6 protein-coding genes and 3 pseudogenes are annotated in these 14,818 nt (G+C 54.2%); 7 read left to right on the top strand and 2 right to left on the bottom strand.

Annotation, left to right across the window (positions count from 1 at the left end; all coding sequences use genetic code 11):
- Positions 1-11 precede the first annotated feature (11 nt).
- From avs1a to avs1c, 3 genes are read left to right on the top strand one after another with little or no spacing between them, the layout of a single operon-like run.
- On the top strand, positions 12-1,193 hold the full coding sequence (gene avs1a, locus GHO25_RS09305; protein WP_153390643.1) for an AVAST type 1 anti-phage system MBL fold metallo-hydrolase Avs1a: 1,182 nt from the start codon (positions 12-14) through the stop codon (positions 1,191-1,193).
- The gene (avs1b, locus tag GHO25_RS09300) at positions 1,190-6,988 is read left to right on the top strand and encodes an AVAST type 1 anti-phage system protease Avs1b (RefSeq protein WP_153390642.1); all 5,799 of its coding nucleotides are present in this window, start codon (positions 1,190-1,192) and stop codon (positions 6,986-6,988) included. The genes avs1a and avs1b overlap by 4 nt, the downstream gene beginning before the upstream one ends.
- A gap of 25 nt (positions 6,989-7,013) precedes the next feature.
- On the top strand, positions 7,014-7,280 hold the full coding sequence (gene avs1c / locus GHO25_RS09295) for an AVAST type 1 anti-phage system protein Avs1c (protein WP_178110040.1): 267 nt from the start codon (positions 7,014-7,016) through the stop codon (positions 7,278-7,280).
- A 541-nt stretch (positions 7,281-7,821) separates the two neighbouring features.
- Here the strand turns inward: avs1c and GHO25_RS09290 are convergent.
- On the bottom strand, positions 7,822-8,148 hold the full coding sequence (locus GHO25_RS09290; protein WP_153390640.1) for a hypothetical protein: 327 nt from the start codon (positions 8,146-8,148) through the stop codon (positions 7,822-7,824).
- Between the two features lie 210 nt (positions 8,149-8,358).
- Between GHO25_RS09290 and tnpB the strand changes: the two are divergent.
- From tnpB to GHO25_RS09270, 4 genes and pseudogenes are all read left to right on the top strand, one after another.
- Positions 8,359-8,634 (top strand): annotated as a pseudogene (gene tnpB / locus GHO25_RS09285) (IS66 family insertion sequence element accessory protein TnpB); the annotation flags it as partial.
- Between the two features lie 62 nt (positions 8,635-8,696).
- A pseudogene (locus GHO25_RS09280) lies at positions 8,697-10,222 on the top strand (IS66 family transposase).
- 49 nt (positions 10,223-10,271) lie between these two features.
- Positions 10,272-10,790: a GNAT family N-acetyltransferase gene (locus tag GHO25_RS09275; protein WP_153390637.1), complete on the top strand. Its 519-nt coding sequence runs from the start codon at positions 10,272-10,274 to the stop codon at positions 10,788-10,790.
- A gap of 475 nt (positions 10,791-11,265) precedes the next feature.
- Positions 11,266-11,514, top strand: a pseudogene (locus GHO25_RS09270) (integrase core domain-containing protein); the annotation flags it as partial.
- A 791-nt stretch (positions 11,515-12,305) separates the two neighbouring features.
- Here GHO25_RS09270 and GHO25_RS09265 read toward each other — a convergent pair.
- The gene (locus tag GHO25_RS09265; protein ID WP_088500413.1) at positions 12,306-14,705 is read right to left on the bottom strand and encodes a membrane-bound PQQ-dependent dehydrogenase, glucose/quinate/shikimate family; all 2,400 of its coding nucleotides are present in this window, start codon (positions 14,703-14,705) and stop codon (positions 12,306-12,308) included.
- Positions 14,706-14,818: the final 113 nt, after the last annotated feature.

Genomic DNA, 14,818 nt, shown 5'->3' with positions numbered 1-14,818 from the left:
GCCGGGGAATTATGCTAAAAATAAAGATGTATCCCGCCAAAAACGGCGATGCCTTCCTGGTCAATGCAAACGGTACTCACATCCTTGTTGACGCGGGTTATGCCAGCACCTTTAACACCTATATAGCGCCTGATCTGGCGTTGATTTCAAAGAATGGCGGTTGTATCGATGTGATGATGGCAACACACATCGATCTGGATCACATCGGAGGCATCATCGAGTTCGTGTCGCGTAACGGCTCGCCGCAGGGTCGAGAGATCATCGAAGTCAAGGACGTTTGGCATAACAGCCTACGTTCGCTCTCGATACAGGCTAACCTCCCCAGCGATGGAGAAGATCGAAAGCTATTAGAGTCCATTCAGAGACGCGGATTTCCATTGGAGCGCGGTCCGGGTGCTAACCCAATCGGCGCGAAGCACGGTATCTCGTTAGCTAAGGCGCTCAGGGAAAAAGGCTATCGCTGGAACACCGGAGATGGAACGGATTGCATCACAAACGATACCCCATACCGCACTTACGCCAATGGTGTTGAGATCAGCGTGATAGGGCCCACTTTGGCTCGCTTGGAAGCACTGCGCAAATGGTGGCTCAGAGAACTACGTCGATTAGGTTTCAGGGGAAATCCTGCTGGCGACGATCTGCTGGACGACGCCTATGAAATATTATGCGCCACGGCATCGGAGCCTGCTACGCCATCCATCCGCCCTATTGCAACTCATCACGCTCGGCGTCTTCAGGAAGCCTACACAGTCGATCCGTCGCCCACCAATGCCAGCTCCATTGCCTTCATCTTGAATGCGTGCGGGACCAAGGCCCTGTTTCTGGGTGATACCCGGGCTGAAGATATGGTGACAGCCCTTCGACAGGTAGCTGCAAATGGCTCTTCTCTGCAGTTCGACGCGATCAAGGTTTCTCACCACGGAAGCCTGCGCAGTACGAATGTCGAGCTTTTATCACTTATAGATGCCCCTGTTTATTTCATTTCATCCGACGGTTCTCATCACGATCATCCCGATTTTGAGGTCTTGGCCGAGATAGTTGATCGCCCGGCCGATTTTGAACGCAAATTGTATTTCAGTCATGAGTCTAAAGCTTCCAGACGCCTGCGAGATCACAGCTCCAGGTCAGGCGCACGGTTCAGCGTCCACACAGAGGCAAATGACTGGATCAGTCTCAAGGAAAGTGATGTATGACAGAAGAAGAAGTGAAGCTTGCCACCTGCCAAATATTGGCTACGGGTGAGTCCGGGACCGGATGGCTCGTCTCACCCGAGCACATCCTGACCGCCTATCACTGCGTTGATTTTTGCGAGGAGCCGGTGGTGGGCGACATGGTGCGCGTTCGCTTCGGTGCGGGTGCTTCTGCCTTTGACCATGAGGCAATAATCTCTGCACTTGATCCCGACCTGGACATCTGTCTTCTTAAACTATCGGTCGCGGCGCTTTGTCGTCCTATCCCGATAGAACTCCATCGTCCGCAGCCAGGCGCTCGATGCTATGCCTTCGGTTACCCAGGGGTGAAGCTGGAACTTGGGCATATTTTGCATGGCATTTTGCAGCAGGTGTTTAGTGAACGGGTGCTCGGGATCGATCTTGACGTATCGGTTCAGACGGGCAGCGAGTTGTCTGACTATTCAGGAATGTCTGGCGCCGCCTTGATGGTAGGTTCTCGTTGCTGCGGATTGCTTCGCGTCAGTGTGGACAGGTCTCTAGGGGCAGTTAGTTTTGTGAATCTGGCAGAGTTCCTAAGGTCCCACGGCGTGATTACAGAACCTGCATCTGACTCCGTTGATGACGTCCACGCCGCTCAAAGGCCAGATTTTGACGAGTTATTGGAATCACGTGTGCTAGCGATGGGTACAGGCTATCTGCTGTTGGACGGCGCCCATGGCATTGGCAAGTCGACCTACTGCCGCAACTTCACTCCGCGGAACGCAACGGTTGACGTTATCGGCGTTTATGCACTTTCGGACAGAAGTCGCGGCTGGACGCCTGCGCTCCAGTCGCAGCCCGAGATCTTTGTAGGATGGTTGGAGTCGTTGTGGTCGTCCAGGGTGACAGGCAGGCCTGCACGATTGGCCGAGCGTCCCTATTCCCAGCTTATACAGAGTACCGCTTCGATACTTCAGGCATTTGCAGATCGCTCTGCGGAGAGTGGCAATGTAAGTGTACTGTTCATCGATGGCATCAACGAAGCCACTGGAGTAAGTGGCGACGCCTTGCGACGCTTTGTGGATCTATTGCCCCCGGTGCTACCGACAGGGATTGTCATAATCATCACCGGTGTTGGTCTGGAGGCACTTACCAGCGACCTTGGCGCTCTCGCCAAAGGCGCTCAGCGACTGACACTTCCAATCCTGGATCTGGACGAGCAGCAAGCGCTGTGTGCGTCCTTGCTTCGGCAAGATCACAACACTGGGCAAATGATCGCTTTTATCTGCGGCCGAGCGCAGGGCCATCCCCTGTATTTGCACTATCTGATCGATATAGTTAACCAAGGCATCCCCGACGACGACCTGCACGCGATCCCGCCATTCACGGGTGCTATCCAGGACTACTACGAGACCATCTGGTCGCAGCTGTTGAACGACCAAGAAGCGGTGAACCTACTCGGAATCATTGCCAGGCTGCGTTGGGGAATAGCGACGTCTGCAATCACGTCGATGCTCACAGCAGCTGAATCAACGGCGTTTGTCCCCACGATGGCCCGTATTCGTCACCTTCTGCGTGATCCTGATAAAACGGAAATTTATCACTCCTCGTTTTCCGAATTCATCGCGCAAAAGACCCTAGCGCTGGACGAATGGATTCAGGGCAGGCTGATGGAGTTTTGCGTATTAACCGCCAGTGCCGAGTATGGGCCGCTGAACAGGATTTACCATGGGCTGTTGGCTGATGCTGAGAGGCAAGCCACGGCATTGAGGGAATGCAAGCAGGAGTGGGTCGATCGATCAGTACTGTTGGGCGCAGAACCCGATCGACTGTTGGGCGATATTGACGACGCACTCGCCGCAGCAGCGCGTCTAGGTACTGCGGCAGAGTTAATTCGCTTGTTGCTTCTCTCTCAGCGACTGACCTTTCGCTACAACACCCTATTCGCGCAGTCTGCGGCCCTGGTTGCCAGAGCGTTGATTGCTCTTGGAGAGACACAACAGGCGCTCCGCCATATTGTACGATACGAGCACTTGATTGTGACGCCTGACGACGCGTTCGCGGTTGTCGTCATGCTTATCCAAACTCAAAGGCTTGATGAGGCACGGGCGCTCATCCAAAAAATCCAAACGGCATTGGCAGCCCTGGCCGACCGCGAACAGAGCCAGGAGGAGTTTCTTGACGTCACTTGTCTGCAGTTGCACCTTATGGCGCTAGTCAAGTTGGCCGGTGGGGAGGCGTACTTCAAACCTTTCCTCCTCAACATCGGACATATTCTGCGTCACGCTCGGAACGGATTTTCCGAAAGCGCAAGAGAAGGCATTACCTTGAGCCTAGTAGGTGACATGCTGGGCGCAGCGCTCTGTTTCGAAGGAAAATATACGCCACTTGCGGCAGTGCCATTGCCACCCGATGCGGATCGACGTCAACGAGTGGTGATGCTACGAAATCTGTTGTCACACGCTCACACCTACGCGTGTGACTACGGTATGACACTCCTTAGCGATAGGCTTCAGTTGGTGCTATCGGATATCGAGGAGCAGATTGACGCACCATTAGCCCCGACGGACACCAGTCTCGCTACTGTCGACGTATTGATTTCAGTGGGAGCCTCACCCGCCTTAGTGACACAATTTGTTAATGGTGTCGCATTGGACCCGCAAGCCCTGCCCCTTTTCACAAAGAACAGAGCGATGCCCGATGAGACTGCGTTTGATGAGGCGTATGTAAGGCTGCGCGCCGGATCTTTTCTGAGTGTATGGAGCATTCCACCGACTCTTCTGGACCATGGAGTTTCAGGCTGGGAAAGCGCACTTCAGTCCCTTGGACAGGCAATCGCCTGGTGTGACGGCACCGCAAGAAGAGCCAAAGTCACTTCGGATCTGGGCGCCTTGGATGAGGTCCGCAGCTTCCTGAATCAGAAGATTTTCCCTGAACTTGCTTTCTCGTTGTCAGTACGCATCACCTGGGAAAACAGCTACTTCATTCCCGAGCATATTGTACCGTTGCTCTACGATCACCTGACCCGGCTCTATGTGGATTGTCTGCCATCCGACGCCAAACGGATGCTTGACCACATGGATCAGGCGTTCAGCACTCAGCTCGGCCTTTACCAGGAGGGTTTCAGAGAGATCTTGCGTTCCTTCACTGCCCAATTCGCCAAAGCGAACTTGGGCGAGGAATTGAATGAGCAACTGTTGGACCTGATGTTTCGCTGGAAGGATTATATTCAGTCGAATGTTCAGAACCGATACGAATTGATTCCTGAAATGCTCCAGATGATCCCTCTGTTCACCCAGCTGGGAGCATCAGAGGAGGCTTTGAGAGTTTATCGGGAAGTGCTCGCAGTATCGATGGGACCAAGTTGGTACAAGGAGGATCAGCTTTCGTTAATGTCAGGGACCCTGAAGGCGTTTCCCCAGTATACGGACGTGTCCGATACAGCGTATCAACAGATCGCCGCGAACCTTGAACGCGCAAGCGGCGAGATGACCTTCCAGCGCTACGTCCGTGCAGAGAAGGGAAACTTCATTGGCGAGCTGTGTCGCCGTAAGCGCTATACGGACGCCATCAGTTATTTCAAACATCAGTCCTGCGGATCCGTGGAACAATTGCTTGAGCAAGCACGCACAGGAGATCTTGATCGAGTATCCGACCTGGTAGGCATGCGTTATCCAGGAGGATCACTGGAAGAGCAGGCATCGCTGCTGGAAATCCTCAAGAACATCCAGGGACATGCAGACTGGCGACTGTGCTGGGCGCTGCTGGAGATCTACCAAAATGGGGATAAGCGGCATCTAGGGGAGTGGGGCGAGGCATACGCGCGCATTGTTCTCAGTATTAATCAGCAACCAACCGACATTGCGTGGGTGACGTCGCGCGTGCAGATCATATGTAATTCGATGAATGCACAAAATGCCTGGTTCATGCTACGGGGCATGGTTCACATCTTGCCAGACTCGTGTGCAGCTCCGTTTAAAGCGATTCTGGAGAAGGTCCAAGGCAACCTTTCCAGGCAACAGCTTGATCGATTGGTTTCCGGGTACGCTGGACGTTATGGCCCGCTGGAAACCAAGAAGCAGAAAACGGCCCCCGATACCGACGAATCTAGCCAAGACCCAAACCTGGATGCTCTTTACCTTCCGGGGACGTTCGGCAAACAGTCCGCCATCACCGAGTCCCGCCGGGCGCTCGATGAGGCAAAGAAACAGTTTAAACGGAAAAATGAAGCGGTAGGCATCAGTGCCTGTCTTGAATCAATCAAAGTGCTACAGTCTGGAGGGTGGTCTGTATGGGACGCCGACGCTAGCACCCGCGAGGCAGTGGCCTTGATAGAAAGTCATACCAAAACCGCTGAGGATCTGACGCAACTCTACGGCCCCTTAGCATTGCAGGAACGATATTCCGAGCGCTGGCGCATCGCGTCTCGCCTGACAGAACTGTTCGCGAGCAAGCTCAATGCGGTGCAGCACGCCAGCGTGACATCGGCGGCAATTGACCATATCAGCCAAATCATTGGCGAAGCATCTGTCGCGCCGTTCACCTACATGGGCGCCAACGATCAGGGCGACCCATCATCGGCAGCGTTCGATCTGATCCTTTGGAGCTTGGATCACCCGAAATGGGAGCGCCGTGACAGCGCGGCTGCCATGTTGCTCTGGCTGCTTCGCTTCGACGACACCTACCTCAAGGAGGTTGCCACGCTGGCATGCTCGATGACTGCTCAGAATCGGGCAGACATCGCGTCCGCCGTACTCGATAAGCTTTCCATAGAGAAGCCAGTTGTGCTCTGGCAGCGGGTATCTCGTTTTCTGGATACTGACCGAATTATTAATGAATGCCAGCATGCGGGCCGTTATGCCACGCTTATTCGAATAGCGGAACGGGCCGCATCACATGAAGAGCTTAGTGCAGCGGCGTTTGCCGGCTCGCTTCGTGAGACATTGGTATCCACATCCTCCGTTGTGAGGGGTGCTGCGCCCGAGATCCCTGCTTACTGGCCGTCTACTCTGGATGCCGTTTGGCAAACGTTGATCGAAACAGGCGCTCTAGATCATGCCACCATACGACGGTTTGAATCTACGCTGGCAACCGTCTGTGCTCCATTGGAGGTATCGGTCGCCCATGAACTTGAAGGGTTGATCGCCAAAGGCTCTCGTGAGTCCGCAACATTTCCTGTCGGTCGCTGGACAGGCAAACTGCGGTATGCGATGAATGTCGCACTCTTCCCCTATGCTGGTGTGGAGTGCATTTTTCAGGTTGAGGCTGCACTGCGTAGCTACAACCCAGCTTCACTGACGGAACCCACCAATGGGCGCCAACTGATCGAAAATCTTACTCAAGCAGTTTTTAGCGCAAACCCACAAACTTACCGTCCTTCTGACAAAGACTGGGTGTATCTCGACTTTAAATTCGTCACCGAGTTTAAGCATCACTCAATACAAGTCGAGCTTGTATCTCGACTCATTCCATCGATGCCCCAAGCAATGCGACCACCTTTTGATAGGTCATTCACATCGGTTGAAATGCCTCATGCCGGGCACGATGCTAGATTAGCCGTATGTGGCCGTGTTCATCCAGTCATGACGCACTTTGGAACGCTGACCCCTGCTGTCCCCACACCTCAGTTTCTGCAACTGCTCGGCGTTGGTTCCTCCGCAACCGTCAGGTATCACTGGCGGGATGGAATCGTTTCGGGATCGACGTCAGGAGGCCGTCAACATGAAGCATCGTTGTTGGCCGTTCGCCGCGGGGCATTCGCACTTCCCCCTGGATGGCGCATAGGATGGGCATTACGTGTGAACAACGACATCGTGGCAACTCTAGACAGGTACTGAAAGTATGGGCCCGAAGATGACGACTATGACCCGACCCGAAACCCGGGTGGAATTTGAAGAGCGCATGCATCTCTATCAGGAGCAAATGCGTTTGGGATTGATGCATTTCGCAGAAGGGCTAGATGCCGAGGAAGACGTGCTAGCCGTACGCACGCTGCCTAATGGTCGCGTCGACTTGCTGAGTATCGATGAATCCGTTCGGGTACAGATCAATACGGCCTATCAGATGCTGAATAAAGACTTCCTAGCGATGGTCAAATTCCCTGACGAAAGGCTAAGTGAGGATGACTGAAGAGGCCCTGATTTTGTAGATAATCAGCAGTCCTTTCTGGTCGTTAACTCCCCGCCGGCATGGCAGCTTTGGGTCGTTTGCTGACGATCATACGGCCAATCAAACCTCCACTTCACACTCCCCCCCAGTGTCCGGACCGACTAAAACCTACACCCACCTTACCTACAAGACACTTGCTGTAGGCGCTGATGAGGAATTGATCCAACTGCTGAGAAATCGCTGACCCAGGCAGCCTTCAAGGCTTTGGCCGTTTGTGCTGGCTATATACCTGTTTATGTTGGGGCAGTCTCGCCCCAGAAGGTGGGGCAATTCCGCATCAGCGCCTACAGATGGTGTTCATCCACAGAAGCGACTCGCCCTGATGCTCGCTCACAAGCTGGATCTGCTTTGCATTTTCGATTCCATGGAGTGGCATCTCCAGTTTACTGATTTCCCACCCCGCGAATAATGCCACGGGGTAGGAAGAGCTATGTGACTCTATGCAAAACCCGCACCCGTATTAACTGGCCGGGCTGCGTTCACGAAACTCTTCATCTTAAGGCTACGGCATAACCCAGAAACAGACCTCGATGATCGAGCTGTCAGGCAGGCTGGTTTTGACGGTGAGGGTGACGTTATCCGTCGGTGCATTGGTATTGCTAACGCTTTGGAACGTAACGCCAGCTCCTCGCCATACGTTTTGCAGTACGCCGTCAGCGATATTCATCGGCGATTGCATTGGGCCGCAATGCGTCTCGAATTTCTTAACTGCCGCGTTTTTGAGAAACTGAACCGCATTTGCCTGCAGCGGGTAGCTCTTTTCAAAAGTAGACTCATTCTTGATCAGAAAAGTAGCGGTCTGGTCGACGTTGTAGAAGTTGAACTTCATTGCTTACTCCTTGGTTGATGAAGATGTCGGCTGGGCCGGCACTTTGCCAATATGAGTGGATGGGGCGTTGTAGTCCAGCACGGAGATCCACGAAATTGGGGATTTTTTGCTGAAAGCCTGAATAAACATCTACCCCGAAACTACTGACATAGAGCGGTTTTTTTTGGGGGGGGCGTCGAACGCCCTCGAGTCGGGTAACGACCGGGTACCGAGACCGCATTGGCCAGGGTGATTGCGGTGTTCGGTGCGGCGAAGCCGCACTGCGCTTATCTGTTTGCCAATCGCCGGGCCAATCGCATGAAAGTGCTGGTTCATGACGGGATTGGTGTTTGGTTGGCGGCACGGCGGTTGAACCAAGGAAAATTCCACTGGCCAGGCATTCGACAAGGTTGCGAGCTGGAACTGGATGCCGAGCAACTTCAGGCTTTGGTGCTGGGCCTGCCGTGGCAGCGCGTAGGGGCTGGTGGTGCAATCACGATCCTTTAAAAAGGCTGTAATTAACGCTGAATCTGCTGCCGTAGGTGGTCTGCTTTGGTAAAATCCACGCCATGACTTCCTTGCCCAACCTCGACCAAATGACCCCCACCAACTGCGCACTCTCGCTGCGCAGTTGCTGTCGAAGGTCGACACCATGGGCAGAAAGATTCACCGCGATGAAACAATTATCGGACAGCTGACCCACGAAATCGCGATCCTCAAGCGGCACCGGTTTGCCAAGCGCAGCGAACAGATCAGTCCTGAACAAGGCAGCTTGCTCAACGACCTGCTTAACACTGATCTTGAGGCTATCGCCGCTGAGCTGACGGCACTCCAGCCGGTTCCGGCTCCAGAAGAGGCGCGCCAAAAACCAAAGCGCGCACCGCTGCCGCCACAGTTTCCACGCACTATCATTCATCACGAACCGGAAAACACTCAGTGCTCCTGCGGCTGCCAACTCCAGCGCATCGGCGAGGACGTCAGCGAGAAGCTCGATTACACACCGGGCGTGTTCACCTTCGAGCAACATGTACGTGGGAAATGGGCCTGTCGTCAGTGCGAAGCATTGATCCAGGCGCCGGTGCCAGTCTACGTGATCGACAAGGGCATCCCAACCGCAGGCCTGCTGGCCCATGTGATGGTGGCGAAGTTCGCTGACCACTTGCCGCTGTATCGGCAGGAGAAAATCTTCGGGCGCGCCGGTTTAGCGATCCCTCGCTCAACGCTGGCCCAATGGGTCGGGCAGACCGGTGTACAGCTTCAGCCGCTGGTTGATGCCTTGCGAGAAGCTGTCCTGGCGCAGCGAGTCGTCCACGCCGACGAGACGCCGGTGCAGATGCTTGCCCCCGGACAGAAGAAAACTCACCGTGCTTATGTCTGGGCTTACTGCACCACGCCGTTTTCGGCCCTCAAGGCCGTGGTCTATGACTTTAGCCCGAGCCGTGCCGGTGAGCATGCGCGTAACTTCCTTGGCTCCTGGAATGGCAAGCTGGTGTGCGACGACTTTGCTGGTTACAAGGCTGGCTTCGAAAAAGGCATGACCGAAATCGGCTGCATGGCCCACGCCCGCCGCAAGTTCTTCGATCTGCACGTAGCGAATAAAAGTCAGTTGGCAGAACAGGCACTGCACTCGATTGGCGGCCTGTACGAAGTGGAACGCAAGGCGCGGGACATGGGTGATGAAGATCGCTGGCGAATACGGAAAGAAAAAGCAGCGCCGTTAGCGAAAGCACTGCACAACTGGATGTTGACCCAGCGCGATCTTGTGCCCAACGGATCAGCAACGGCCAAAGCCTTGGATTACAGCCTTAAACGCTGGGTAGCGCTGACGCGCTACTTGGAAGATGGGGCTGTGCCCTTTGACAACAACCGGGTGGAAAATCAAATCAGACCGTGGGCACTCGGACGCTCCAACTGGTTGTTTGCCGGCTCGCTTCGCAGCGGAAAACGGGCGGCGGAGATCATGAGCTTGATCCAGTCAGCGCGCATGAATGGGCATGATCCGTATGCCTATCTCAAAGATGTGCTGACGCGGTTGCCGACGCAGCGAGCGAGTGAGATTGAGCAACTACTGCCGCATCAGTGGGTATCTGCCTGAATCGTGCAACGGCGTACTTACGATTCACCCTCCTCACTAAAGGCGTCATATGTCCGCAACCATTCGCTATGCTGTACCGGAAGATGCACAACTCTTGCCCGCCATTGAAACCTCCGCTGCGCAAGCATTCCGCATGATTGAGGACTTGAGCTGGCTGGCTGATTCGCCTCCCATGTCCATTGAGCGACACCGCCAGCTCATCGCTCTATCGACATGCTGGGTTGCCCTTGATGTCGAAAATCGGCCGCAAGGATTTCTCAGCGCTGAGCGCCACGGTGACGATCTTCACATTTTCGAATTATCGGTCATGCGATCAATGCAAGGACAAGGTTTGGGGCGAAGTCTGGTTGAGGCCGCGAAGGATTATGCTCGCTCAAAAAGACTGCGTTTCGTAACGCTTACCACGTTCAAAAACGTGCCTTGGAATGCACCATTTTACTCGCGGATGGGATTCAAGGCTGATACCAGCACAGATTTGGATCAAAGGTTAGCGGCGATTCTGCACGAGGAGTACAAGCACGGATTCACTCCGGGAAATCGATGCGCAATGGTATGGCCAGTGACTTGAACAGAAAATTTCAGGCACCTACGTTGGTAGCCGTTAAACGTGTATTTGCCGGACGCTTACACACAGATGGCCATTGAAGTTAGACAGTTGCTGCCGTGCCAGTGGGTAACTCCATCGCATTGATCAAATGGGCGTACCCCACTAGATTTCCCATTTTTTCCCCTGTCGTAGGCAAGTTTTTCTTAACCGCGCCAAGATTTTCTTAAAATGTGCGCCGAACACTCAGAAAATGTTAACCGTAAATGGCCGCGCAACCACTATTTTGGGCTTTCCGCTTATTGGTGGTAAGCGTCCCGCAATCACACCTTGCCGCATTGCGCTTTCTGGACGACCTGGGCTTTGAACGGTTTGGGATAAGAGCTACGTTGGCGCATGGAAATCCTGGCGATAAGGGTGAGCGCGCTCGCTTAAAAAAACGCGGACACCATCGTCCTTAATGCTGGAGTTCGGTAGGTGACTTGGCCGGACGGTTACATATCGCATGCGTCAGAGCATGAGCCGGCGAGGAAATTGTTGGGATAATGCGCCGATGGAGCGGGTGTTCAGGAGCCTGAAAACCGAGTGGATACCGAACACTGGCTACACGACGGCCCAACAAGCTCAGCGGGATATCAGCCATTTTTTGATGCACTGGTACAACTGGATTCGACCGCACCAATTTAATGGTGGGCTGCCACCGGCTCAGGCCGAGAAAAAACTTAACGTCGTGTCCGGGATTAGTTGACCACTACAGGGGGCAGCCAAGAAACCTTCGACTACTACGCAGATCTGCCCTGACTCTCTAGCAAACGGAGTTGTAGGGTATTCTACGGGTGGTGAACCGCACTACCGCCCCGGGTTTCGGAGACAACTAAGTATGACCGCTTATGGCCGATTGTGTTGAAAAAGTCGGCTTCGGTTTTCGGGTCAAAAAAGAGCGCATCTGAGATTGAAATCTTGAATCTTTGCAGAGGTTTTCGGGCTTAGATTTCACGTAGCAGCGTGCTAAAAAGGCGCTTTCACCGATCAATGTTCCGGCAGTTTGAGAAAACCGACTTTTTCAACAGAATCGGCCGATTGCAGCCTTTCGTGACAGGCAGAAATCGGCCAAAAGCGGACGATTGGGTATGCCTACAATCAAGGGGCGATTCATTCGGATTGAATCGCCCCTGGTTTCGTAGAAACATTTGAGCGACTGCTTATGGCCCAGAGTGTGTAAAAACGAGTCGCCAAATTCGAAGTGCGCGCTTCTGCGTTAAATCTGAAATTCATCAGCACATCAGCAGATGTGGATTTGGGGTAGAAGCGCGGTTTCCAGTCTGGTTTTGAGTAACTTTCGCACCGAAAAACGTTTTTACACAGCCTGGGCCGAAAGCAGACTACCGGACCTATGAGATCAGTCGAAGTCCTCTTCTCGTAACAAGCACAAAATTTAATGCGTTATTTAGGCCGAAGCCGAACAACAACTGGTATAGAACAAAAAAGCCCACCTGTTGGAGAGCAGGCGGGCCATTTGAGTTAACGTCAATTAAGAGGTTATTTCTGGATGATGCTGTCCGGCAATGCATAGGCAATGATGTAGTCACCGACATCAGGCGAGTGGCTCATGCCACCTGCGGAGATGACTACGTACTGCTTCCCGGTATTGGGTGATTTGTAGATCAGCGGGGCTGCAACCGCGCCAACCGGCAGGCGGGCTTTCCAGACTTCTTTACCGGTGGCCGAATCCAGCGCTCGCAGGTAGTAGTCCTGGGTGCCGGCGAAGAACACCAGGCCAGATGCCGTTGAGGTCGGGCCACCCAGTGTTGGCATGCCCAGCGGGATTGGCATGTGCGTTTTGATCCCCAGAGGGCCAGTGTCCTGGACGGTGCCCAACGGAACCTGCCAGACCAGTTTCTGGGTGTTGAGGTCAATGGCGCTCATGCTGCCGAAGGGAGGTGTGTTGCACGGTACGCCCAGTGGCGACTGCAGAATGTCGATTTTCACCCCGCCATAGATACCGGCGACTTGTGGGCGAATGGTTCCCATGAAACCCGGGACTTCATCGGTCGACACGTTGAACTTCTTGGTGTCTTCCTTTTTGACTAGTGACATCCGCAGCGGCATGCGCATGTCATTGACGAACATCATGCCGGTGTTTTCGTCGATGGAGATACCACCCCAGTTCATACCGCCCAGCAAGCCAGGCCATTCGATGTACGGTTTTTCACTTGGCGGTGTAAACGGACCCAGGTAGACGGAGTCTTTGAACATGATCCGGCAATACAGTTGGTCGAAAGTTGTCACGCCCCACATCGACTTCTCGGTCAGCGGGTCGACACCAATGGTCGGCATCCCGACCGAGAACGGTTGGGTAGGCGACAGGTGCTCGCCTTCTGCTGCTGGAGAGGTAGGAACCGCACGCTCTTCAACTTCTGTAACCGGCTTGCCGGTACGGCGATCCAGCACAAAAATGTTGCCTGTCTTGCTGGTCTGGATCAAGACCGGAGTCTTCTCGCCCTGGGCGTTTTTGATGTCATAGAGCACAGGCTGCGAAGGCAGGTCATAGTCCCAGACGTCGTGGTGAACGATCTGATAAACCCATTTGGCTTTACCGGTTGATGCATCGACTGCAACAACGGCCGTACCAAACTTTTCTTTAACCTGGTTGCGATCACCACCCCAGTAGTCGGGCGGGCCATTGCCCGTAGGCAGGTAGACCAGATTCAACTCTTTATCGTAGGTCGGAATTGTCCAGACGTTAGGCGTCTCCAGAGCGAACTGATGATCGTCTGCCACTGCGTTCTTGCCCTCGGGTGCACCTACATCCCAGGCCCACACCAACGCACCTGTCAGAACGTCGAATGCGCGTACGGCACCGGAAGGTTCGCCCGCCACAATGTCCCGTACCCAGCCGCCGACCACGGTGAGGTGGCCCATGACAACCGGCAGCGAGGTGGGGTGATAGCGCTTGCTGTTTTCAGTCGGGCCCATGCCTTTCTTGAGATCGACATAACCGTTGTCGCCAAAGCTCGGGCACAGGGTGCCGGTATGCGCATCAACCGCAAACAAACGGGCATCCACAGACGACACCAGTATACGCTGGCGGCACTGCTGCTCATTGCCATATGACGCCTTGACTTCAGCGCTTAGGCTGTCGTCTTTATCGATGTCGTAATAACCCACGCCGCGGCAAGTCACGTGCTCTTCGCTTTTGGCTTTGGGATCGAATTTCCAGAGCGGGGTCCCGGTATCACCGTCCAGGGCGGTAATCAGGTTTTCCGGTGTGCACGAGTACAGAACATTGCCGATCTGCAACGGTGTATTTTCATCTACACCCGCGCCGGCACCTGTGGTGCGACGACCTGTTCTGTAGGTCCAGGCAACCTGCAGGTCCTTGACGTTGTCCGAGGTGATTTGCGTGTAAGGAGCAAACCGTGTTCCCGAGGCATTACGCCCAAAGAACTCCCAGTTTTCAGGGACGTTGGAGGGCTCTTCTGCCTTGGGTGCGTCAGTGGCGGCGACCGGGTTCGAGATCCCGCCGTGCGGGTAGAACGCAGCAATAAATGTCGCGACCAGTGCCAGGAATACGGCAAACCCGAACCGGTTAGCGGCGCGCCGGGTGCTCAAGGACGTGTCCGGCAATGCGGCGCCGACCCACAGGCTGAGTGTCAGGATGATGGCAGGAATGACCAAGCGTGGAAGCAGTTCCCAATAGCTGAACTGACCCACTTCATAAAAGGCCCAGGCACAGGTCGCAAGGAATATGGCAACAGAGAGAGTAATACCCGAACGCTTGCGAAACAGAAATAGTGCCGCCAGTACGAGATAAGTCAAGCCTGCGATCAAGTAATAACTTGACCCGTCCAGCGCCACTAGTTTGACCCCGCCATAAATCAAAGCTAGTGCCACGGCAAATACAAATAGGGAAAAGAGTACCCTCGCGATAGTGCTCATTGAGCGTCTTGAAGTTTGAGATGGTTGGTCATTCGTCATTTAGTGAATGCTCTATGGGTGAATACAAAACTGCCCGCACGCTGTGCGAACAGCTGGGTCAAATGTTCAGTTCA

The organism is Pseudomonas sp. FSL R10-1350 (assembly GCF_009600525.1).
Taxonomy (GTDB): Bacteria; Pseudomonadota; Gammaproteobacteria; order Pseudomonadales; family Pseudomonadaceae; genus Aquipseudomonas; species Aquipseudomonas helleri.
This window is presented reverse-complemented; position numbering and strand designations above follow the sequence as displayed.

Coding starts and splice junctions, on each gene's coding strand:
- avs1a (WP_153390643.1), top strand. CDS start 12: ATGCTAAAAATAAAGATGTATCCCGCCAAAAACGGCGATGCCTTCCTG.
- avs1b (WP_153390642.1), top strand. CDS start 1,190: ATGACAGAAGAAGAAGTGAAGCTTGCCACCTGCCAAATATTGGCTACG.
- avs1c (WP_178110040.1), top strand. CDS start 7,014: ATGACCCGACCCGAAACCCGGGTGGAATTTGAAGAGCGCATGCATCTC.
- GHO25_RS09290 (WP_153390640.1), bottom strand. CDS start 8,148: ATGAAGTTCAACTTCTACAACGTCGACCAGACCGCTACTTTTCTGATC.
- GHO25_RS09275 (WP_153390637.1), top strand. CDS start 10,272: ATGTCCGCAACCATTCGCTATGCTGTACCGGAAGATGCACAACTCTTG.
- GHO25_RS09265 (WP_088500413.1), bottom strand. CDS start 14,705: ATGAGCACTATCGCGAGGGTACTCTTTTCCCTATTTGTATTTGCCGTG.